The sequence below is a fragment of the Paenibacillus sp. MAHUQ-45 genome (assembly GCF_058133325.1).
Genome location: NZ_JBYUPV010000003.1, coordinates 583399 through 604000 on the forward strand (window position 1 = coordinate 583399; position 20602 = coordinate 604000).

General features: G+C 44.4%; 22 protein-coding genes. 13 read left to right on the forward strand and 9 right to left on the reverse strand.

What is annotated here, in order from left to right; translation table 11 throughout:
- Positions 1-73: 73 nt before the first annotated feature.
- The 3 genes from AC3Y23_RS09970 to AC3Y23_RS09980 form a co-directional block, all read right to left on the reverse strand.
- The gene (locus AC3Y23_RS09970; RefSeq protein WP_379198205.1) at positions 74-814 is read right to left on the reverse strand and encodes a YheC/YheD family protein; all 741 of its coding nucleotides are present in this window, start codon (positions 812-814) and stop codon (positions 74-76) included.
- A gap of 413 nt (positions 815-1227) precedes the next feature.
- Positions 1228-2487, reverse strand: coding sequence for a sensor histidine kinase (locus AC3Y23_RS09975; protein ID WP_379198207.1), 1260 nt, complete (start codon positions 2485-2487; stop codon positions 1228-1230).
- A complete protein-coding gene (locus tag AC3Y23_RS09980) occupies positions 2477-3163 on the reverse strand; it encodes a response regulator transcription factor (RefSeq protein WP_379198209.1) in 687 nt (228 codons plus the stop codon). Before AC3Y23_RS09980 ends, AC3Y23_RS09975 begins: the two co-directional genes overlap by 11 nt.
- A gap of 145 nt (positions 3164-3308) precedes the next feature.
- On the opposite strand from AC3Y23_RS09980, the gene AC3Y23_RS09985 reads away from it, so the two are divergent.
- The 5 genes from AC3Y23_RS09985 to AC3Y23_RS10005 all read left to right on the forward strand — a co-directional run bounded on the left by AC3Y23_RS09985 (position 3309) and on the right by AC3Y23_RS10005 (position 6578).
- A complete protein-coding gene (locus tag AC3Y23_RS09985) occupies positions 3309-3743 on the forward strand; it encodes an FMN-binding protein (RefSeq protein ID WP_379198211.1) in 435 nt (144 codons plus the stop codon).
- Between the two features lie 73 nt (positions 3744-3816).
- Positions 3817-4641, forward strand: a complete 825-nt coding sequence (locus tag AC3Y23_RS09990; protein WP_379198596.1) for an FAD:protein FMN transferase — start codon at positions 3817-3819, stop codon at positions 4639-4641.
- 1 nt (position 4642) lies between these two features.
- The gene (locus AC3Y23_RS09995) at positions 4643-5473 is read left to right on the forward strand and encodes an RnfABCDGE type electron transport complex subunit D (protein ID WP_379198213.1); all 831 of its coding nucleotides are present in this window, start codon (positions 4643-4645) and stop codon (positions 5471-5473) included.
- 45 nt (positions 5474-5518) lie between these two features.
- The gene (locus tag AC3Y23_RS10000; RefSeq protein WP_379198598.1) at positions 5519-5986 is read left to right on the forward strand and encodes a DUF2231 domain-containing protein; all 468 of its coding nucleotides are present in this window, start codon (positions 5519-5521) and stop codon (positions 5984-5986) included.
- Between the two features lie 148 nt (positions 5987-6134).
- Complete coding sequence (locus AC3Y23_RS10005; RefSeq protein ID WP_379198600.1) at positions 6135-6578, forward strand: ferritin-like domain-containing protein; 444 nt, start codon at positions 6135-6137, stop codon at positions 6576-6578.
- Between the two features lie 14 nt (positions 6579-6592).
- On the opposite strand, the gene AC3Y23_RS10010 is transcribed toward AC3Y23_RS10005, so the two are convergent.
- The gene (locus AC3Y23_RS10010) at positions 6593-7702 is read right to left on the reverse strand and encodes a glycosyltransferase family 4 protein (protein ID WP_379198215.1); all 1110 of its coding nucleotides are present in this window, start codon (positions 7700-7702) and stop codon (positions 6593-6595) included.
- A 616-nt stretch (positions 7703-8318) separates the two neighbouring features.
- Here AC3Y23_RS10010 and AC3Y23_RS10015 point away from each other — a divergent pair.
- Positions 8319-9338, forward strand: a complete 1020-nt coding sequence (locus tag AC3Y23_RS10015) for a 3-oxoacyl-[acyl-carrier-protein] synthase III C-terminal domain-containing protein (RefSeq protein WP_379198217.1) — start codon at positions 8319-8321, stop codon at positions 9336-9338.
- A 68-nt stretch (positions 9339-9406) separates the two neighbouring features.
- Entirely contained in the window at positions 9407-9808 is a 402-nt protein-coding gene (locus tag AC3Y23_RS10020) for a hypothetical protein (RefSeq protein WP_379198219.1), read from the forward strand.
- 278 nt (positions 9809-10086) lie between these two features.
- On the opposite strand, the gene AC3Y23_RS10025 is transcribed toward AC3Y23_RS10020, so the two are convergent.
- Positions 10087-11400 (reverse strand): amidohydrolase family protein, encoded by a 1314-nt coding sequence (locus AC3Y23_RS10025; RefSeq protein WP_379198221.1) that lies wholly within the window; start codon positions 11398-11400, stop codon positions 10087-10089.
- 156 nt (positions 11401-11556) lie between these two features.
- Here AC3Y23_RS10025 and AC3Y23_RS10030 point away from each other — a divergent pair, with 156 nt between their 5' ends.
- On the forward strand, positions 11557-11985 hold the full coding sequence (locus tag AC3Y23_RS10030; protein WP_379198223.1) for a MarR family winged helix-turn-helix transcriptional regulator: 429 nt from the start codon (positions 11557-11559) through the stop codon (positions 11983-11985).
- Between the two features lie 146 nt (positions 11986-12131).
- On the opposite strand, the gene AC3Y23_RS10035 is transcribed toward AC3Y23_RS10030, so the two are convergent.
- The 4 genes from AC3Y23_RS10035 to AC3Y23_RS10050 all read right to left on the reverse strand — a co-directional run bounded on the left by AC3Y23_RS10035 (position 12132) and on the right by AC3Y23_RS10050 (position 15762).
- Positions 12132-13160 carry a CocE/NonD family hydrolase gene (locus AC3Y23_RS10035; RefSeq protein WP_379198602.1) on the reverse strand — a complete coding sequence of 343 codons (1029 nt, stop codon included), beginning with the start codon at positions 13158-13160 and terminating at the stop codon, positions 12132-12134.
- 115 nt (positions 13161-13275) lie between these two features.
- Positions 13276-14001, reverse strand: coding sequence for an SDR family oxidoreductase (locus AC3Y23_RS10040; protein ID WP_379198225.1), 726 nt, complete (start codon positions 13999-14001; stop codon positions 13276-13278).
- A 47-nt stretch (positions 14002-14048) separates the two neighbouring features.
- Positions 14049-14696, reverse strand: a complete 648-nt coding sequence (locus AC3Y23_RS10045) for an SDR family NAD(P)-dependent oxidoreductase (protein ID WP_379198227.1) — start codon at positions 14694-14696, stop codon at positions 14049-14051.
- A gap of 52 nt (positions 14697-14748) precedes the next feature.
- A complete protein-coding gene (locus tag AC3Y23_RS10050; protein ID WP_379198229.1) occupies positions 14749-15762 on the reverse strand; it encodes a zinc-dependent alcohol dehydrogenase family protein in 1014 nt (337 codons plus the stop codon).
- A 175-nt stretch (positions 15763-15937) separates the two neighbouring features.
- Here AC3Y23_RS10050 and AC3Y23_RS10055 point away from each other — a divergent pair, with 175 nt between their 5' ends.
- From AC3Y23_RS10055 to AC3Y23_RS10075, 5 genes are all read left to right on the forward strand, one after another.
- Complete coding sequence (locus AC3Y23_RS10055; RefSeq protein ID WP_379198231.1) at positions 15938-16828, forward strand: LysR family transcriptional regulator; 891 nt, start codon at positions 15938-15940, stop codon at positions 16826-16828.
- A 588-nt stretch (positions 16829-17416) separates the two neighbouring features.
- On the forward strand, positions 17417-18280 hold the full coding sequence (locus tag AC3Y23_RS10060; RefSeq protein WP_379198233.1) for a transporter substrate-binding domain-containing protein: 864 nt from the start codon (positions 17417-17419) through the stop codon (positions 18278-18280).
- A gap of 109 nt (positions 18281-18389) precedes the next feature.
- Positions 18390-19145, forward strand: coding sequence for an amino acid ABC transporter permease (locus AC3Y23_RS10065; protein ID WP_379198235.1), 756 nt, complete (start codon positions 18390-18392; stop codon positions 19143-19145).
- A complete protein-coding gene (locus tag AC3Y23_RS10070; protein WP_379198237.1) occupies positions 19142-19852 on the forward strand; it encodes an amino acid ABC transporter permease in 711 nt (236 codons plus the stop codon). Before AC3Y23_RS10065 ends, AC3Y23_RS10070 begins: the two co-directional genes overlap by 4 nt.
- Positions 19849-20601 (forward strand): amino acid ABC transporter ATP-binding protein, encoded by a 753-nt coding sequence (locus AC3Y23_RS10075; RefSeq protein WP_379198239.1) that lies wholly within the window; start codon positions 19849-19851, stop codon positions 20599-20601. The genes AC3Y23_RS10070 and AC3Y23_RS10075 overlap by 4 nt, the downstream gene beginning before the upstream one ends.
- Position 20602 lies beyond the last annotated feature (1 nt).

Below are 20602 nucleotides of genomic sequence, written 5' to 3' on the forward strand. Positions count from 1 at the left end.
TCGTTATCGGAACAAGTTCTTATCCCAAGTCAAGGACTTGTTCCGATTATGGATTAGATGATGATCTAAATCCTCATCCTTTATTTTTCGAGTACCTTAGTATCCTGTTGTACATCGTTTTGTTCTTCAAGGTATTAAAGATGCTCTTGTCAGGCTGGGTATTAATCTCTAAGACCCAGGGGTTCATTTTATTATCAATGGCTATATCAACTCCGAATGCTCGTTTACTTCTATATTTTTTACCAAGAACAATGCTTGCATCTTTCCCTAGTCTCTCCATTCTATGAATGTACTGCTTCCTTGATTCGTCCTTCAAATGTGATTTGAGTAAGGTATCTATAGGTAAGGGAGTTCCTCCAGAATGATAATTGGTTACTATTTTATTACGCTTCGCTTGTCTTCCAATAATCCCCGTAACCTCCAATGTTCCTTTTCCATTCTTTTGTACCATAACTCTAATATCGAACGGACGATCATTGTGTTTTAACAGTTCAATTCCTTGTTGAACAATATATTTATCCTTAATTAGAATTCTTTGAATTCGTGTATATAAGTCATTTAATGAGCTAAACATACGTGAATTCGAACCGGTATGCAAAATAAGACTACTTTTGCCTTTAGTGATTTTATATATCCCATGACCGCCTGTTCCCTCATCGGGTTTTAAGAAAACTGATTTATACAATCTCAGCATTATTTTAATGTTAGACAAAGTTGCTTTTCGGGTGTCTGGCAAGAATACGCTTATCAATTTATACTTCTTCATGAATTCGTGCTTTCCCAATTTCCCCATTCTATATTTTACCTTCTTCACACGTTCTACCTCCAATTACTTTGCAGAAGTCACTTGGATCATTTTGTAAGTGATAAAGTATTCGCTTCTATCTAAGAATTGACCGGCCTCCTTTATTCACATACATACGCTACAGACTTTACTCAGGACTGTGCGGATACCTATTTGTTTGCGTGTCATAGGCAATATCCGCCACTTTTTCTAGTGATCAATATAAAATAAACAGATGACAAAAGTGGGTAGATGAATGGCTAGCATTAGGGGATCGAAATCTTGAAGGCTTGGAAGACGAGACGGGGGACGTACACGTATGTCAAAGTCCGGGGGGACCCTGTCGACCACGAGTGCATTGCAGCGGAAGTTGGGTATCCGGAGCAAGCCAACCTTGGTTAGGCAAATGAATCTATCAAAACCAGCATGGCAGCCTTGTATTTTTACAAGACTGCCTTTTTCTTGCGAGGAAAATGTAATTCGAAACGCGTACCCATACCGGAACTGGATTCGATACGAATCGTTCCACCGTGGGCATCAACGATCCATTTGGCAATAGAAAGTCCAAGACCGGTTCCTCCGTCGATTCGGGAACGCGACTTGTCTCCGCGGTAAAAGCGATCGAACAGATAGGGGATCTCTTCCTTCGGTATACCTCTGCCTGTATCTAAAACAACAACCGATATGTGATGAGCGGAAGCTTTGCCAGTTACTTCAATTTTTCCGTTAGATGGTGTATATTTCAACGCATTATCTAGAAGGATGACAAGCAGTTGGCGGATACGACTTTCATCTCCCCAAAACTGCAACTGCTCCTGAAGCGTCACATCAATGTCAATTTCTTTAGTAACTGCGAGCAGACGGAATTGCTTCGTCAAATCCAACAATATGGTATCCAGCGACAGCAAGGAGCATTGCAGCTCAAGTTGCTTGGAATCGGACCGGGCTAGCGTCAACAAATCTTCGAGCAACTTGCCCATGCGTTTGCTTTCTTTCAGAATAACGGCAATATTGTCGCTTTCCCTTTCAATCGAATGACCGGGATGGTGGAGCAGCAGCTCAGTATGCGCGCGAATGATCGAAACCGGCGTTCGGAGCTCGTGCGACGCGTCTGCAACGAATTGTTGCTGCTTGTCCCAGGCTTTACGGATCGGTATCCATGCTCGACCTGCAAGGAAAAAACCAGCGACAATCGAGATGAGCACGCCAGAGCAAACACCGGTGATGATGTCCAACAGCAGGGAATGGAGTGTGCTCTCATCGTCCTCGAGACTGGTGAGAACTGCGAGCGATTCGATCTCTCCCCAAGGTGCTTGCGGAACTGGTGCAAGATAAACGCGGTAATGTTTCCCTCCGACATCAAGCGTTTCATAAGAAAACGAACCTTTACGATAGAAAAGACGGTCGATCTGGGCTTGTGTGAAAACATGAGACGGCGACTGACCTTCAATTCGTCCTTCGGCATCCCGGAAAATGTAGGTTAGTCGGTCATCTTGCTCCAAAAGGGGATGGTTCTGCCTTAGAATCGCTGACGCGTCGCGAGCGGAATCGACCTGCTTGGCCGCATTCCGTAGCATCTCGTCCGTTTCCGAATACAATCTATATCGCATGTGCAAATAGAGGACGGAACTGAGCACAACTAGGATGAGGAAGAGCACAGCGGCATTCAGTACAACTAACCTAATGCGGACGTTATTGAACATCATGTTCTCCTTTTAGCATGAACCCAATTCCCCGTATCGTTCGTACACACTGCTCGGATCCGGTGACGGCCAGTTTTTTGCGTAGGTGATGTATGTAAACGTCAACCGCCGAGATGCCGGCATTCGAATCGAATCCCCATATCCTATCAAATATTTGCTCACGCGTAAGAATTCGGTCTTTGTTGCAAACCATAAATTCCAACAACTCGTATTCGGTAGACGTAAGGGAGAGCGGCGTTTGTCCGATAAAAGCCTCACGCGTAGCCGGCGAAAGACGGTACTGGCCGTAAACCAAATCTCCCTCAGACCTGATCGTACCGCGTCGCCGCAGAACGGATCTCGAGCGCGCCAGAAGCTCCTCGACAGCGAACGGCTTCGTGATATAGTCGTCTGCGCCGGCATCTAATCCTACCACTCGGTCTTTGACCGCGTCTTTGGCCGTGAGCAGGATGATCGGAACCGTCTGACCATCGCTGCGCAGCTTTCTAACGATTTCGATGCCGTCCATACCTGGCAGCATGACATCGAGCACAATTAAATCATAAATTTCCTGCTGCGCCAGGAAATAGCCGTCGTCACCCGTTTCCGCCGTGTCGGTCTGGAACGATTCGCTTTCGAAAATACTGCGGATTGCGCCGAGCAAGGATGGATCGTCTTCCACCGCGAGAACTCGCATACCTTTTGTCAGCTCCCTTAAAATCTTATTTTCAAGTATTAGTTTACGTCTTGTTTTTTAAAAAAACTTTAAGCTTGCATCTTTATAATATGTCCTAAAGTGATCAAAGTGAAGATAAGAAACCTTACCCGAAGGAGGCCAAACGATGGCGAAAATGAACAAAAAGTGGGTGGCGTTGTGTTCGACGGCCATTGTTGCTGTCTATACCGCTGGTTATTGGACGACAGAGGCCGAAAAGCCGAACGAGTTGACGTCTCCGATTCCCCATGTCCAGGCGGCTAATAGCAATTCGGTATCAAGCCCGATATCCTCAAAGTATAACGACGGAACCTATACCGGAACCGGGAGCAATCGTCGCGGCACGATTCAGGTAAAGGTCGCCATCACGAACGACCAAATTACGGATGTCGAGATTAGTGACTTCGCTATGCACTATACGATCGATGATATTGCCGGAATGCCGAATGAGGTACTGCGAATTCAAACCGCAGACGTAAAAAACGTCTCCGGTGCGACCTACAGCACTCGTGCGTTCTCGGACGCCGTGCAGGATGCGTTGAACCTGGCGCTTCGATCTTGAGGGAGCTCCGATGAAAAAAACTAAATTATACATGGACACGGTTGTCCAAATCGAAGCTCACAGCGAAGACACGATGACGGGGGAAGAACTCGATTTTCAGATCGGAAGGGCGTTTGATGCCTTTCGGCAGGTTGAACAAGCGTGTAGTCGTTTCAATCCTCAAAGTGAATTGATGCAAGCATGTCGCAGGGCTGGGAAAGCGACGATAGTTAGCCCTTATTTGTTTGAACCTCTCAGATTCGCGCTGGAGATGGCAAAATGGACGGATGGTTCATTCGATCCCTCCATCGGTGTGCTACTAGAGAAGAGGGGGTTCAACCGCCATTATTTGACTGGCAAGAGGATGAACAGCGATGCTGACGACTCCGCCACTTATAGAGATATCGAGTTAGACGAAGTGAACCGCACCATATGTTTGCATAAACCGCTCATTCTGGATCTAGGCGCTACCGCCAAAGGCTTTGCCATCGACTTGGCGGCAAGCGAACTCATCGGTTGTACCGGATTCGTAGTGAACGCGGGCGGTGATTTGTATGCAGGCGGGACGGACGAACAAGGCGATAACTGGACAATCGGCATACGTGACCCGATGAAGGTAAACGGCCTCTTGCAATCGCTCTACATTTCCGGCGCCGCGGTGTGTACATCTGGTAGCTATGAAAGAAGAAGTGAGACGCTCGAGGGTGAGCATCATATCGTTCACCCCGCGACAGGGAGATCGCCGAACGAATGGATTAGTTGCAGTGTGATCGCTCCTTACGCCATGATGGCGGACGCTTTTTCTACAGCGGCGTTTGCGATGGGTGGGGAAGAAGGGGTTGCATTAATCACCGAGGCCGATCTGCAAGGCTTGATCTTGGACTCGAATTCACAAATCTTGAGGATCGGAGGAATTTAACATGAAAGCGAGTCAATGGATCAAATCACCCAAAGCTTATGTTCTTATTGCCATCACTTTATGCCTTTTGGTCATTTCCTTAGTGTCGCACAACATAAGCAGCCTCGAAAATGTAGCAATCGCGGTTGGTACTGCAGTTGTTGTTGACCTCTTTTTTTCACTCATCAAAAAGCGGAAACGCATACTGCCGGACGGCGCAGCCATTACGGGACTGATCGTTGCTCTGATTTTAAGCACGAATACTGTTTGGACCATTATTGCGAGTACTGCAGCTCTTGCGATCATCTCTAAGCATTTGCTCATTTATAAGAAAAAAACCATTTTTAATCCAGCGGCTTTTGGACTGTTCCTGTCCATTCCGATCTTTCACACGGAACAAAGCTGGTGGGGAGCCTTTGGTGACCTTTCCGGCTGGTATATGCCACTGCTGCTGATCGGCGGATACGTCGTAATCAATCGCGTAAATAAGTATCCGCAGGTGTTCGCATTCCTCATGACGACGTTCGCGATATTGCTGGCTATGGCGTACTTCCATATTGGCGACGCCTTCGACGCACTCCGGTCGCCGTTCATTAACGCAACCTTGTTCTTCAGTTTCTTCATGCTGACGGATCCTCCGACTTCACCAGCCAAGCCCGTGGGGCAAATCGTGTTCGGAATGCTTGCCGCTGTGGTCGGCACTGCCGTCTACGGGTTTTACGGCGGACTGATGTATCTGTTTATCGGTCTATTCGCCGGCAATCTATATCATTTGCTCCGGGTACGCTTCTCATCGAAAGGAGCCGTGAAGACACGTTCTCCGGAGACAAATCAGCGCCGAATGACGGTTTGATTTTGAACAATATTAAGACCAGAAAATCAAGGGGGAGATCAATTGATGAATGATATTCTGAATCACATGCATCCTATTCTTGTCCACTTTCCGATCGTACTGATTACCATCGGCTTGCTGTATGATTTGACCATATCTATCCGCCGGCGCGCACTACCACTTAATCAGGGGATATGGATTTGGATTATAGCCGCTTTATCCGCATGGCTATCTGTGGCTACTGGGCCCGAAGAAGATGCTCGTGGCAATACTTCACTCTTGGAGATCCATAGTACGCTAGCGGATGTCACAGCATGGCTTACCACCATTCTCGTAGTGATTAGGTTATTCATGATGCTTCGAGGCAAACAATCCTTTGTCAAATTCTCTCTTGTCATTTATCTAGCGTTTGCCGTCGCGTCATGCGCATTAGTTTTGGGTACGGGATATTATGGCGGCAAAATGGTCTACGATAACGGTATCGGGGTGAAGGTAAACGGAACTTTAGTTAATCCCCCGAAGGGACACGATTGATGGCTCGCTTTTAATATGACTAGATACAAGCAACTTTTCTGAATGTTAGGAACAGACATGGGCAGATGCTCATATACTTTCTATAAACTAACGTTTGGAGGAGACAAACTTGTATCAAATACCTTCTTACTGGGGAATTTCATACTATATGCGAGCCGAATTTGTACCGATCTGGAACACAGGATTTCCGGAAGCAGTACAAATGATAAAGGAAGCGGTACAAGGCGAGCGTAACGATGAGCTGTTCTACGATGAATTGATCAACCTGGCTCCCACAAAAGAACAGGTGGCCATCATCGAAAGCATTCGTAACGATGAGCGTGGCCACAATAAAATGTTCAGAGAGATGTATCGGGCTTTGACGGGACAAGAAATTTCAGGCATCAGTAATGAACAATATGAAAAGGTGCACTCCTATACAGAAGGTCTACAGCGCGCTTTGATGGGGGAGTTGGAAGCGGTAGAGCGATACCGTAACATCTGGTTTGGATTGCCTGCTGGGATCTATAAAGATACGGTGTACGGTATCATATTGGATGAGCTTAAACACGCTGCCAAATACAATTACCTGATTACGTTGAATCTCAAATAGTTTTTACCGAAAGCTTATTTCTTGGATCGAATGACTTCTTCAATCGCTTGCTTCATTAATGCCCCTGCCCGGTTCCAAGATAACTGAAGCATATCCTTTCTGCCTTGGCGTCCTTTTTGTTTGCAAAGTCCGGGATTTTGGTACGCTTTCCTCATGAGTTTTTTTAAGCTGCCCAGATTCGGCTCCGCCCATAGTTGTCCCTTTTGCGCGAACAGGTTGCTAAATTTTTTCGAGATGGCTCTGTTCATGCTGCTTGACGGGCTCCGAAGCTGGTATGGAATCAGGAACGAGTTGCTAGGAGTAAGAAAATCCATTTGCCCGCCCCAACTTGTAGTGATGACCGGTACGCCGCTCGCAAGCGCTTCTAGAAAAGGCAATCCAACCCCCTCGCCACGAGTCGGGAGGACGAAAACATCGCCGAGCGTATACAACCCTTTTAGCTGGCTTTCGCTAAGCTTTCGGCCGATAATGATAACGGGGGCCGTATCTTTTTGAATACCCAGTCTTTTTTTGTATTGCGATATTTTCGCCTGGATCCATCTTTCGTTCTCATGTGCCGCATATCCGTTTGTTTTGATCACAAGCACGACGTTATCTTTAGAGGAAAACTCTTCCCAATATGCCCGTAGCAGGCCCTCCGGATTTTTGCGATGCTGGAAGCCAAATACGGACACGAACGTAAACCTGCCTGCCGTACCCGGCAAAGACATCTTCTTATTGTTCGGATGAAACTCCTTTGTATTTACGCCATGAGGAATGATAAAAATCGGGACTTTCACGCCGCTGTTCCTTAGTGTTCTTTTATTATGCCTAGAGGGTACGCAAACGGCATCAAATTTGTTCATATGTGGAAGCCAGCCCTTGGGGAGCTTGCTTGTTTCCCAAACGGTATTCAAAATTATGAGATCATATATGCTGCGCTCTTTTTTCCATTGAATGCTGCTGGGAATGTGGTGATAGATCAGCACCTTTTTGCCTTGGGCACCGTTTTTGCGATGGCTTGGTGCTCCTATACTAACGGATATGCCCTGCCGCTTTAGTGATTGGGCATACGCTCTTGTGGCACGGCCAAGACCACTTGCTTTGTGTGCAGGTCCCTTCCAGACGACATGATAGGGTTTCATTTGAATTCCTTCTTCAAAGCTCCTGTCTCAATCGCTTGGATTAACACATCCATTGGATTTGTCATTTGCTCATCTCCATATATCTAATATATGGATTATCGTATGCCGGAGGAATGAAACCGGATGGGTGTAGTGAGCGTGAAAAACACACAAAAGTAAAGGTTTGTAACTGAAGAAGTGTGGAATAATTTAAAGGATTATTTCTCAAAAAATACTTAGATGAATATTAAGACAATATGCTACACGCAGGTGTTACAACTCCATAAACCTATAAGTACTGTGATAATAATAAAAAGTGCCACATTAGAGTGTATTCATTCTATGTGGTACTTTTTTTATTTGCCGGACAAAAAAACGCATTTCACGGGTTTATTTAATCACATGAAGTAATTGACGAATAATTACAAAAACGATATCCTAGTATAAAGGAGGGATTCCATAAATAAACAAATGAAAATTTAATATATGATCTGTATTGATGAACAGCTCTCTGTAGAATGCATCATTTGTCGACAACCAAAAACGTGAACTTGCCCCCGCAATACTTCTTCATTATCATCTCAATTGTATATTATTATATAAATAGGAATGATATACCATCAGGAGGAATTCGAAAATGACTGAAGCTCACGATAATAACAAAGGAATTCAAACTATTGCTAAAGGGGTCAAAATTAACACTGTTGCTTTCTATCAGCCCGATCATAAGGTTGATAATCAGTACTATATCGACCGTTACGATGCTTTAGGTGTCGATGTTCGAGGACTAATTAAAGCTCTCGGTAAAGATGTTCGATATATTGTTGATAATGAAGATGAGAATGCTGTAACTATGGCTATTATTGCTGCTAAATCTGCTCTGGATAAGGCAGGGCTCCTTGCTGAAGATATTGATATGATTCTTTTCGTATCTCAAACTCCTGAGTATCTTATTCCTACAAATGCTCTTAAGATTCATGCAGCTATCGGTGGTAAGCTTACAACATCCTGCTTCGACTTGAACGGTAACTGCTCTGGCATTCTTGTTGCCGTCGAACAAGCAAGTAGAAATATCATCGCTAATAACTATATTAATCGTGTACTGGTTGTAGGAGCCGACTACATTTCAACTCATAGTTTTGGGGAACCTATCTTCGATAGTAACTTTGCTGATTCCGCACTTGCTGTTATTGTTGAGCGAGCAGAAGGAACCGGGTTTATCGATTCTGAGTATCAAACAGACACATCTGTAATTGATAATGCGCTATTCCCTGCAAATGGGCTTTCCAGTTGGGGTAAACCTGAGGAGGGTCCCCGGATGAAGTTTAAAACGTTCGATACCAGCGCACCTGTGAAAATCGCTGTGTCTTCAATCGAAAGGTTGCTCGAGCGTAATGGACTGACAAAAGATGATATAGCTAGTTACTATTTATCTCAATTCGCTCCTGGCAACATCGAAGGTGTTGTCGAAGGTTTGGGCATTGATAAGGATAAAGCTCTATACATAGGCGACAAATACGGGTATACAGCAACTAACAGTCCCTTCACCGCTCTGTACGAGGCTATTGAAACTGGTAAAGTTTCTCGTGGCGACTATATTATCCTGTGGACAGTTGGTGCAGGCTGGCAGAACGTAAGCCTCCTGTTCCAGTACTAACATTTTTTTCATCATGCAGAAACAGGTTATAAAGAAAACATACACACACATCGGAGGTTATTAACATTATGACAACAGTTTTCAAAACAGATAGTGCTACGGTCTCATGGAATGAGAAAGCTAAGGCGGTTCATGTTGAATTCAACACTTATGTACATAGTGACCAACTACGTGCCATCTGTGATAAAGCTATGGAGCTTCAGCAAGAAAAGGGAGCACAACGGATGATTTCTGACAATCGCAAACTCAGCGTCATCAGTCAAGAAGATCAAAAATGGATCAGCACCGTACATAATCAACGTGTTCAGGATTCTGGTATCAAATTTGTAGCTATCATTATGCCAGAGAAGACCCTCGGAAAAATGAGCATGAAGCGCGTTGTTGCTTCCTCAGTAGCATTTGACGACATCAAAACTGTCTTTGAATCCTTCGAAAGTGTTGAAGAGGCTGAAGAGTGGTTGAATTCCTAATATCATGGATTGTAATCAGCAATGACAGTGTTCGCAACCTAAGGAGTAGACGCTCCAGTTCGAGAGATTGCGGATAAGGCGTTGCGTTTCCATGCGAACCTCTAACACCTCTCTGGCGCAACGTATGGCCATAAGCTGGAGGAGCCCGATTAAGAATATATAAAAGATCAGCGTTACCCTATAAAGTGGTAACGCTGATCTTTTATATTCGTTTACAAATACAAACCAATATTTTTATATGGTCTTTTAAGAGGAGGCCGGATATTGGAAATCGACTCTCAATAACATAATTGTTGCACACCTTTGAACCACACGGATTCAATTGACAAGGAATTCGAGATGTTAGTTGTCGGGTCCCCCTTTACTAATATAAGGTCAGCGCGTGAACCTTCGGTAATGCGGCCGCGATCACTAAGTCCAAAGCAACGGGCAGGTTTCGCGGTAGCCGACTGGAGCGCCTCAATCGGGGTAAACCCGGCCTTCACCAGTAATTGCATCTCATGGTGGACACTGGCTCCATGAGCAAGGCCGCCAAGGTTTGGAACGGGAACCGGTGCAACATCTGTCCCTACCAGAATATCAACTCCGGCACGGTGAAGGTCCATTACATTCTTAAAGCTGTTTTCCATATTTCCCTGGGGGAACGTATTGAAATTTGAGTTCAAAATATCGATCCAATCGGGACTTAATTTGGAATGAACACGTGGATCATTCGCCAATTCCGCTGCCGGATTCCCAATAATCGATGAATTCAAGACCAAGCACGGTATAACAAAAGCGCCTGATTCTGCTATGGATTTCACTAATTCGGACGTATTATCAGGTCTATCGATAAACAAGTGTCCCAAACCGTCGACTCCAAAATCGATGGCTTCTTTCGATGAAAGAGCTGTCAAGACGTGGGCAATGACCAGCTTATCCCATTTGTGAGCTTCTGTCACAGCTGTTTTTAAAATCTCGTCGCTTAGGAGAGGAAGACCAGGTGCACCCATGACTGTTCCTTCTTCAATCATGATTTTAATATAGTCGGCACCATTCTCCACTTGGGTACGCACGTGTTTAATTGCTTCCTCCAGCGTCGTCACTTGCGGGATTTCTTCGTGATCGTGAGCGTATCCAGCCAGCATCGCTTGCCGATCTTCCTCGGATAACTTCTCTAGTTCTTTTAGAATGAATTCAGGTATCTCATCTCCATCCGGCAATAATTCATCGGGATGTCCGCCCGGAGCAGTGATAGCTGTACCAGCAGAAAGAACGTCTGCAACATCATTCACATTTTTCAACTGAATCTCGCGTCCTCTTCTAGTAAAATCTCCGTTCATTTCAAGTTCTGTTGTAACGCCGAATTTTAAGGCATCTCGTAACCCCCCGATTGAAGTGTGCACATGTGCATCAATCAGACCAGGAATCAGAGTCCCATTGTTTCCATCGATAATTGTTGCATCGGCAGGGATGTCTCCGCCCACTGAAATAATAGATTCCCCTTTAATGACAATATGTCTAGGCGCAATAATTTGATCTCCATTAAAGATGCGTACATTTGTAATCGCAGTGACTTGTTCTAACACGGTATTTTGAATTGCCTTTTCCATTTAAATTCCTCCAAGTGATTTGTTTTATCAATTTGAATCGTAACTGTTAGTTACCTAACTGTCAATAAACTAATATTCATTTGACAAGCCTATAGGATCCCCTGTATAGTTTTGTTACTTACAATTAGATTGCTAACAATTATAGGAGGGACGATCATGCAATCCCGAAAGGATTCGCCTTATTTGGATTTATTTCAGATTATCGGTCTTAAGTTAAAAAAGAGAGCGGACGAGAGTATAAAAGAGTTCGGTTTAAACGCTCAGCAAGGAAAAGTAATTGATTATATATACCAAAATCAAGATAATCAGATTATTCAAAAAGACCTTGCAGATCGGTTTCATCTACGTGGGGCCAGCATTACAAGCATGCTTCAAGGTCTTGAACAAAAAGGGTTTATTGAGCGCAAAATCCCGGCCAATAATGAACGGCAAAAAAATATATATGTTATGCCAAAAGGGATTGAACTGATTAATGACTTTCAAGACTCATTCCAAAAGGTCGAAGAAGAAATCGTTCAAGTCCTTACCGAGGAGGAGAAGCAAGTCTTAATGAAGTTGTTGCTGAAAATCAATGAGCGCATATAGACAAGACTATCAATTATCGAGTATTAACACTTGCAACACGAACAATCGTCTATCCAAATTGAGTTCGCGCCTCCGTTAGCATCCTCCATTATTACCGTTTGTAGAAAAAGTCAGGAGAAACTTACTGCACTACAATAGGAAAGGCATTAACTGATGGGAATAATCACTTGGGATGACTGGCCACCGACATAAAGGGTCTGCTCCGCAATTTTAGACTCCACCTGCTCTGACCATACACCCGGATAATTGGTGTGGATCGAATATTGAGGAAAGTCTGAGGAAGCGATATCGATACGAATCCGTGAGCCCGTGCTGAATTTCCAGGTAATATCCCATAGATCAATGACAGCTTCTACCTTCGTCTGCGGAGTATAGGTCATCCGTGAAGGAGTCTGGCTGTTTCTGTAAGCCTGTGTCGTAATCCCCTTGCGAATATTGTACGCTTCTCCGTCAGGACGAACTTCTATCACCTTTGCCGTAAAGCAAATATCCTCAGCAGTGGATGATACCTGTAATTTAATTTTAATGGAGCCAAGGACCCGGATCTCTTCTGGGAGCGGCTCAGACAAGAAGCTAATAACATCGTCACGCCAACCGCATTCCGGTTGCTTAAGGCTTCCGATTTCTTTGGTTGTCTTAAGCAGCGATTCGGAGCCATGAGAGAGGATCGGCTTCTCGGGATCATAAATATACGACAATTCCGAGCCGTGTTCTTCCTCTAAGGTTATAAGTCCGTATGATTTGTCCTGTTGCTTAGCAGCGGCGGAGAAGTAGTAAGTTAACGTTTTATCGCTAGGGAAGGGATAAGAGGGTGCCTCCAGCCACTGGTTTCCACCAATTTCATAATAATGCACTTTGCCTTCAGGCCATTGTTTTTTTCGCAAAATGTTGTCAAACCAGATAAAGGCCGACTGTATATCACTGTGATTCATGTTCAAGCATTCCTTGCCCTCAACACATGGATTGAAGAAATGATTCCATGGCCCAATCTTGACTACACTATGCATCCTGCTCTCAGGAGAGAGCGCTTCATAGGTTTGTAAGGCGCTGGAGAGATGATGATCGAACCAACCTTCTCCGATATAGATAGGCCGTATGATGCGAGCCGGAACCTCCTTTAATATTTTCCAGTACCCGCTATTCCAGAACTCATCACTGGGATTGGTATGGGTAATTTGTTTAGCAGGTTACTGCATTTATAAGCAAAGGAACCAGGTTCTTATCCTTTTCTCAGGACAAGAATCTGGTTCCTTTGCTGATTTTATATTCATCTAAACCTATCGACTCGGCTTACCAAGGTAGCTTGCCGTATTCATCGAAGTAACCACCGGTCGGCCCCTCTTCAGAAATCGTGGCTAGATCAACGATAATTTTGGCGGCTTGGTCCGCCGAACGAAAACCAGCGTTTCCGGTTAAATCAGTGGACGTAGGGCCAGGTTCGACCGCGTTGAATTTCAAGGGCGTATTTTTAAATTCTTTTGCAAACATTAATGTTAATACATTTACTGCCGCCTTGGAGCTTGAGTAGGCAAGTAAATGAAAATCAGCAAATTGGGACGCAGCATCGTTCAATAACGTCAATGAGCCGACGCCGCTAGAAACATTGACTACTCTGCCGGCCAACGATTTAGTCAGCAAAGGAATCATTGCTTTCGTTACAGCAAACATACCGAAATAGTTTGTCTCGAAGGTTGCTTTCAGATCGGATAGCTCAAGCTGGCTTGGAAAAGTTCCCTGTTCTAATAAAACTCCCGCATTATTGATCAACACATCCAGTGATCCGAATTGTTCATCTATTGTACGGAATGCAGCATCAATCGTTGCTTGATCCGTCACGTCCAATACAATGTTGGAAGCGATAATACCTTCACTTTCCAGTTTCGCTGCAGCTTCCTTGCCTCTCTCGTCGCTGCGTGCACCAACCAATATCGTGAAGCCTAACGCACCCAACTGTTTTGCTGTTTCGTACCCGATCCCTTTGTTTGCTCCGGTAATCAGAACAGTCTTCTGCTGCATATAGTTTCCTCTTTCTATTTTTGGGGAAATCCATTATTAATTATGAATTAATAGATTACCTCATATTGATCACGTTTTTCGAATAGGTCCCAGTATACATTTGCGATTCGTTCTGGATCAAAATCAGTCCCAGCTTGAACGACACCTGAAATCGTAACTGTACCTACAAAAATGCCTTCCGGTGCCAATTCGGCAGCTAAAGTTAGGGCCAGATTTCGCATGGCTGCTTTTCCAATAGATAAAGAAGAATAATCTGGAGATGGGTGCAAAGCAATGCTGCCACCTGTAAACAGAATAGTTCCTTCTTTTCGTTTTCGTTGATCCGGAATTACTTGCAATGCACTTGTTAATGCACCAGCTACATCAACACTTAGATTGTTTAACAGTGTTTCTGGAGTCAACGTGGTTGGTTTACCAACAACAAGGGTAACAGCATTGTAGACCAACACATCGGTAACACCGTAAGTTTGTTTGATCTGATCAAACGCTTTTTCCAGTGATTCAACACACCCAGCATCGGCAGTTATACCATATGCTTCAATCCCTTCAGATCTTAGAGCATCAACATATGTGTTCAAAGAGTTCAAGCTACGAGAGATAAGAATAACGCGGAAGCCGTTTAATCCGAATTTTTTAGCAACGTGGTTTCCAACACCTGGTCCTGCACCAACGATTACGGCTAGTTTTTTACTCATAAGTGCCTCCTGAAATTCTATTTGTAGCATTCATAAAGAAAAAGTTTAATTCTCAGTCGAAAGAGATACAAATCTTGCCGAAATAATCTCCATTTTCTAAAAATTTAAAAGCATCAATTGCCTCTGCGAATGGGAATACACGGTCAATAACAGGTCGAAGGACATTATGTTCAATAGCACGGTTCATCGCCTCGAACATTTCACGATTACCCGTTCTAACGCCATGGATACGTACTTTTCTTGTGAAAATAGGCAACAGTGCCAGATTCTCAACTTCTTTGCCCGATAGAGCACCAATTAGATTAATTTGTCCATTGGGTCTTACCGCTTCAATTGAACGATTTAAGGTTGAACCGCTAACTTCTATAATCAGATCAGCGCCACGATTGTTTGTATACTCCAAAACGGCTTTCTCCCAATCAGGGTTTGTTTTATAGTTAATGGAATAATTTGCACCTAAAGCCTTGGCTTTCTCAAGTTTAACATCGCTGCTTGAAGTAATAATAACGTTAGCACCTGATATTTTTGCAAATTGCATTGCAAATAAGGATACACCACCGGTACCTTGAATAACGACAGTATCTCCAGCCTTAACCTTGCCGTCTTCAACTACTGCATGCCAGGCTGTAACTGCGGCGCAAGGTAATGAGGCTGCTTCCACGTAAGATAAATGCTCAGGAATTCGAACTAATCCCTCTTGGGGTAATACAACATATTCGGCAAGCATTCCATCTAATGATCCACCAAGTTCACCATCATTGTACTCAGATAACATTTCTCCAGTAATCCATTTTTGATTAAAAATTCCGGCAACGCGATCACCGATTTGAAATTTGTCTGCGCCATCTCCTAAAGCAAAAACCTCCCCGGCTCCATCTGATCCCGGAATGAAAGGAGCCATCGACTGATTATTAAAATAACCATGAAGTGCAGGGATATCTCTTGCATTAAGGGATATTGCTTTCATACGGATAAGAACTTCGCCTTTCCCTGGAGTAGGAATTTGAAGATCAACTTCTTTCAAATAATCAATTCCAAGTCCATCTTTTACAACATATGCTTTCATAGTAATCTCTCCTTTTATGATGATAGCCATTAGAATGGGATGAATAGGGCAAAGGGCAAGAAAAGCTAAATAAATCTGGGCTTAACTTTATCATTGACGATTCATAACGTCTAATTGATAATTATAATAAAAATAATAAATAATAATTATGAATTTCGAATATGCGGGGGAGATTATGGAGTTAACTCAACTGGAATATTTTCTTACAGTGGCACGTTATCAACACATGACAAGGGCGGCTCAGGCTCTATCCATTACGCAACCGGCGCTTAGCCAAGCTATCTCCAAACTGGAGACTGAGCTCGGCGTTCCATTGTTTGAGCGAAAAGGCAGGAATGTTCAACTGAGTAGATATGGCAGTTTGTTTTCCCAGAATGTGGAGCGGGCTTTACGGGAGTTGGAGCACGGCAAAAAAACGTTGGAAGAATGGACGAACCCTGAGACGGGCCTTATTAGCATGGCCTTTCTCAATATTTTGGGAGCTGATCTTGTACCTAAACTGGTGAGAAATTATCAGAATATCTATCCCAAAATCAAATTTGAGTTGGAGCAGGGTAACCATGAGCTTATTAATGAGGCGTTAAACCAAGGCAGGTGCGATCTGAGTATCACTTCTTTAAGGCCGACGTCCGAGGAATATCGCTGGATAACTTTAGAAACGGCTCCGCTCTACATTATCGTTTCCAACAATCATAGACTTGCTGGCGCATCATCTCTCAGTATTCATGAGCTGAAGAATGAGAACTATATCGGACTGAAAAGCAGTTGCGGTCTAAAGCTTTTGCTTGAATCCTGCATTATCCGATCTGATGCGGAGCTAACTCAAATTTATGAAGCAGAGGATTTGACTACTGTCACAGGCTTTGTTGCTGCAGGCCTCGGTGTTTCACTGGTGCCTAGAACGGCAGGAATGCGGTTAGAGGGATTGTCCTGGATTCCCATTCAAGAAAAGCATTGGAATTGGGAGGTAGGGCTGCAGTGGCGAACTTCTCAACATCTATCACCAGCAGTTAAACAATTTATTGATTATGTAAAACAGTCATGTGAAAGATTAATGAGTCACTAACTTAACCAATCGATGGAGCCGGCTACTGCTGTTACTGCAACCTTAGGAAGTAGATAGTAGAGACCACTGAAAAAGTAGCCTTTAAAAAACTAATATTATGGGGACGAACATATGTCTCCTGATACGCAAACGAGCCTTAGAATCAATTCTAGAGGCTCGTTTTTTTATTATTCTCTTCTTTAGAAAAAAGTCGAACTTCCAATTACACAGCCAACATCAAATTTGAGCTGGAGCAGGGCAACAGAATAATGCTGTGCTAATGAGTAGATACAAGTGAAGGATGAAGGATGTTAATATCCGATTTAAAAACCTTGATTAGACGTGGATGTAGTAAAGTGCTAGATTGAATCTTGTATTTATTTTGACTAAACCTGTAGGAATATTCTTGAAGGAGGAATTGCATTGGTTATTACTGTAAGCTGTCAGTTGTCCACTAGTTGAGGAAAAGACCAAAAGATGCCTATCAAATGTAAGAATGCAGGAGAAGTGTTGCCGATCTGCTCCTCACGAGTTGTACATTTTTGTTTTTATTCTTACTATATCTATGCGAATTATGAGTTTATAACAAAAGGATAAAGGGGTAAAGAAATGAAAAAAAACTTGGCTTTGTCTATAGCTTTAGTACTAGTGCTTATAATCTCCGGCTGCGGCAACAAAAACAACGAGTCTTCTAACGCTGCTAAAGAATCGCCTTTAATTGAATCTGCTTCGGCAAACTTGGAGAAGCCAATCAAAGTTAAAAAAGTTATTGTCGGTACGACAAGTAGTTTCCCACAAGTGCTCTTTTACGATAAGGATGGTAAGTTAACCGGCTATGACATTGAGCTAGTCCGCGAGATCGATAAGCGTCTCCCGGAATATGAATTTGAATTTAATGTGCTCGATTCGCTACCGAGCCTGCTTCTTAGCTTGGATACGAAGAAGATTGACATGATCGCTCAAGAAATCGAGAAAACCCCGGAGCGTGAAGAGAAGTATTTGTTCAACAAAGTGCCCTACGCTTATTGGCAAAATAAAATTGTCGTAGCAAAGGACAACAATGACCCTATCAAATCGCTGGACGATATCAAAGGCAAGAAGTTTCTTACATACCCTTCCAGTGCAGCTGAGCAAATACTTCTGAAATACAATAAGGATCATAACGATGCGATAAATCTCGTGTACACGAGCGGCGCTGCAAATGATACCGCAGAGCAAATCGCCTCGGGGCGGGTATATGGAACGCTCACTGCCGACTTCTCCTTGTCCCTAATTGATCCGCAAGGCAAATTAAAGGCAGTCGGAGAACCGCTTAGTAAGGCGGAAATCCTGTTCTTGTTCGCACAGAATGATCCCGAAAAGCAGGCACTGGCCGATGCTATTGATAAAGCGCTACTTGAAATCAAAGGCGATGGCACACTGAGCGCCCTAAGCAAGCAATGGCTCGGTCAAGACTTTACAACGGTGGAATGACACTCCCACAGCTAAAGAAGGGCAAGCTGGGATGGGATTTGTGGTCAGCTTTTGTAATATTTCCGCTTGCTTGAGAGGGTGAATTGTTTTGACTTTCGATATTTCGTTTGTGTTCGAATATGTAATTAAACTGCTTCCCTTTATTCGCATATCCTTGTTGATCGTTGCAGGTTCCTTGTTCGTAGGTTTGGGCGTCGGGTTACTCGCCGCCCTAGCTCGAATATACCGCATTCCCGTACTACAGCAGTTGTCTCAACTGTACACTTCCTTTTTTCGAGGCACACCCATACTGATTCAGCTGTTTTTGTTTTACTACGGGCTGCCGGAAGTATTGAAATTTCAAGGTATTGATCTTTCTCGGGCACCCGTGCTCTATTTTGTCATTGCGACATATGGACTGAACGCCGGGGCATTTATTTCGGAGGCTATTCGAGCAGCGGTCACCTCCGTGGATCGGGGACAGATCGAAGCCGGATATACGATCGGAATGACGGGATATCAGGTATTCTCGCGGATCGTGTTGCCGCAGGCACTGGCTATCTCCTTACCGATTTTTGCAAACGTAACGATAGGAACACTGAAGGATACGTCGCTCGCATTTACGCTCGGTGTAATGGAACTGACGGCGAAGGCGCAATCGCTCGGGAAGGTAGCCCAGCATTATATAGAGTCCTATATTGCACTAGCGGTCATTTACTTGATCATTAGCCTACTGCTTGAATGGGCGTTCCGGTACGTCGAGCACCGCATGCTCCGATACGAACGGCCGCTTTCAACTTCACAGACAGTCAAAGACGGAAAATCGTGGCTGCTTCGTCTTCTTACACCTAATGCTTCGCTTAACAAAGGAGGTACGGGCAAATGAATCTGGACCCTTCATTTATTTGGACCGCATTCATTCAACTGCTGAGCGCAGTGCCTACAACGCTGAAACTGACACTTGTGTCGATGGTTTTCGGTTTGCTTATTGGCACGGCCATCGCTTTAATTCGCATTTACCGGGTGCCAGTTTTGAATCAAGTTGCAAGTACATACGTGACCGTTATTCGCGGCACGCCGATGTTGACGCACTTGCTTCTCATTTATTACGGGCTTCCGATGCTCGTTAATGGACTGTCAGAATCACTTGGCATAGCGTTCCGTGCAGCATCCATTCCGATGATCGGCTTTGCCTATCTTTCCTTTTCGATTACGTTTGGTGCCTATCTATCTGAAGTGGTTCGCTCTGGAATACTGGCTGTGAACCGTGGACAGATCGAAGCAGCTTACGCCGTGGGTATGACGACATACCAAGCATTACGTCGCATCGTACTCCCACAGGCTTTTGTAGTCAGCTTGCCAAATTTGACGAATTCGTTGATCGGAGCTCTGCACGGCTCGACAATTGCCTTCACGGTTTCTGTTGTCGACATCAACGCCAAGGCTCAGATCATCGCTTCGACAAACTGGAATTTCTTAGAATCTTATTTAGGGGCAGCTATCTTGTTCTGGGGACTGACCGTGCTTATCGAACGGTTATCTGGTGTGCTAGAGAAACGGATCAACGTCTATAATCGCGGAGGTGTCGCATGATCAAGCTTAAAAACATAACAAAGTCATTCGGACGGCAAGCGGTGCTGAAAGGCGTAAATCTGGTCGTTGAGAAGGGGCATGTTGTGACGATCCTCGGCCCGAGCGGCTCCGGTAAAACTACGCTGCTGCGCTGTATTAATTATTTGGAACGGCCGAATGACGGTGAAATTACAATCGACGAACTTACAGTGAACTGCAAAAGTCCTTCCAAGAAGGACATTCACATGCTGCGTGGGAAGACGGCAATGGTGTTCCAGCAATACAATCTGTTCCGCCATAAGACTACGCTTGAGAACGTGATGGAAGGTCTTGTCGTTGTCCAGAAGGTGTTGAAGGAGGAGGCGCGACGCCGGAGCATCGAGCTCTTGGAAAAGGTAGGTCTCGGCAACAAGCTGGACGCCTATCCGAGTCAATTATCTGGTGGTCAGCAACAGCGCGTCGGCATAGCGAGGGCGCTGGCGCTGAACCCGGAAGTCATTCTTTTCGATGAGCCGACGTCCGCACTAGATCCTGAACTGGTTGGCGAAGTACTTGGTGTTATTCGGAAGATCGCGAAGGAAGGCATAACAATGATTATTGTCACTCATGAGATGGGGTTCGTGCAAGAAGTTTCGAACCATGTCGTATTCATGGATGAGGGTGTAATTGTGGAGGAAGGCAAGCCGAGCGATATATTTGTCTCGCCAAAGGAGGATCGTACGAAGCAGTTCTTTAAGCGCATTACACCGGAAGGCATGTACTCTATTTAAA

What these genes read in the sequence shown, in the direction of transcription:
- AC3Y23_RS09995 (WP_379198213.1), top strand. Translation starts at nt 4,643, where the DNA reads ATGAAAGCGAGTCAATGGATCAAATCACCCAAAGCTTATGTTCTTATT.
- AC3Y23_RS10025 (WP_379198221.1), bottom strand. Translation starts at nt 11,400, where the DNA reads ATGGAAAAGGCAATTCAAAATACCGTGTTAGAACAAGTCACTGCGATT.
- AC3Y23_RS09985 (WP_379198211.1), top strand. Translation starts at nt 3,309, where the DNA reads ATGGCGAAAATGAACAAAAAGTGGGTGGCGTTGTGTTCGACGGCCATT.
- AC3Y23_RS10000 (WP_379198598.1), top strand. Translation starts at nt 5,519, where the DNA reads ATGAATGATATTCTGAATCACATGCATCCTATTCTTGTCCACTTTCCG.
- AC3Y23_RS10040 (WP_379198225.1), bottom strand. Translation starts at nt 14,001, where the DNA reads ATGCAGCAGAAGACTGTTCTGATTACCGGAGCAAACAAAGGGATCGGG.
- AC3Y23_RS10045 (WP_379198227.1), bottom strand. Translation starts at nt 14,696, where the DNA reads ATGAGTAAAAAACTAGCCGTAATCGTTGGTGCAGGACCAGGTGTTGGA.
- AC3Y23_RS10010 (WP_379198215.1), bottom strand. Translation starts at nt 7,702, where the DNA reads ATGAAACCCTATCATGTCGTCTGGAAGGGACCTGCACACAAAGCAAGT.
- AC3Y23_RS10020 (WP_379198219.1), top strand. Translation starts at nt 9,407, where the DNA reads ATGACAACAGTTTTCAAAACAGATAGTGCTACGGTCTCATGGAATGAG.
- AC3Y23_RS10005 (WP_379198600.1), top strand. Translation starts at nt 6,135, where the DNA reads ATGCGAGCCGAATTTGTACCGATCTGGAACACAGGATTTCCGGAAGCA.
- AC3Y23_RS10070 (WP_379198237.1), top strand. Translation starts at nt 19,142, where the DNA reads ATGAATCTGGACCCTTCATTTATTTGGACCGCATTCATTCAACTGCTG.
- AC3Y23_RS10015 (WP_379198217.1), top strand. Translation starts at nt 8,319, where the DNA reads ATGACTGAAGCTCACGATAATAACAAAGGAATTCAAACTATTGCTAAA.
- AC3Y23_RS10060 (WP_379198233.1), top strand. Translation starts at nt 17,417, where the DNA reads ATGAAAAAAAACTTGGCTTTGTCTATAGCTTTAGTACTAGTGCTTATA.
- AC3Y23_RS09980 (WP_379198209.1), bottom strand. Translation starts at nt 3,163, where the DNA reads ATGCGAGTTCTCGCGGTGGAAGACGATCCATCCTTGCTCGGCGCAATC.
- AC3Y23_RS10050 (WP_379198229.1), bottom strand. Translation starts at nt 15,762, where the DNA reads ATGAAAGCATATGTTGTAAAAGATGGACTTGGAATTGATTATTTGAAA.
- AC3Y23_RS09975 (WP_379198207.1), bottom strand. Translation starts at nt 2,487, where the DNA reads ATGTTCAATAACGTCCGCATTAGGTTAGTTGTACTGAATGCCGCTGTG.
- AC3Y23_RS10055 (WP_379198231.1), top strand. Translation starts at nt 15,938, where the DNA reads ATGGAGTTAACTCAACTGGAATATTTTCTTACAGTGGCACGTTATCAA.
- AC3Y23_RS09990 (WP_379198596.1), top strand. Translation starts at nt 3,817, where the DNA reads ATGACGGGGGAAGAACTCGATTTTCAGATCGGAAGGGCGTTTGATGCC.
- AC3Y23_RS10030 (WP_379198223.1), top strand. Translation starts at nt 11,557, where the DNA reads ATGCAATCCCGAAAGGATTCGCCTTATTTGGATTTATTTCAGATTATC.
- AC3Y23_RS10075 (WP_379198239.1), top strand. Translation starts at nt 19,849, where the DNA reads ATGATCAAGCTTAAAAACATAACAAAGTCATTCGGACGGCAAGCGGTG.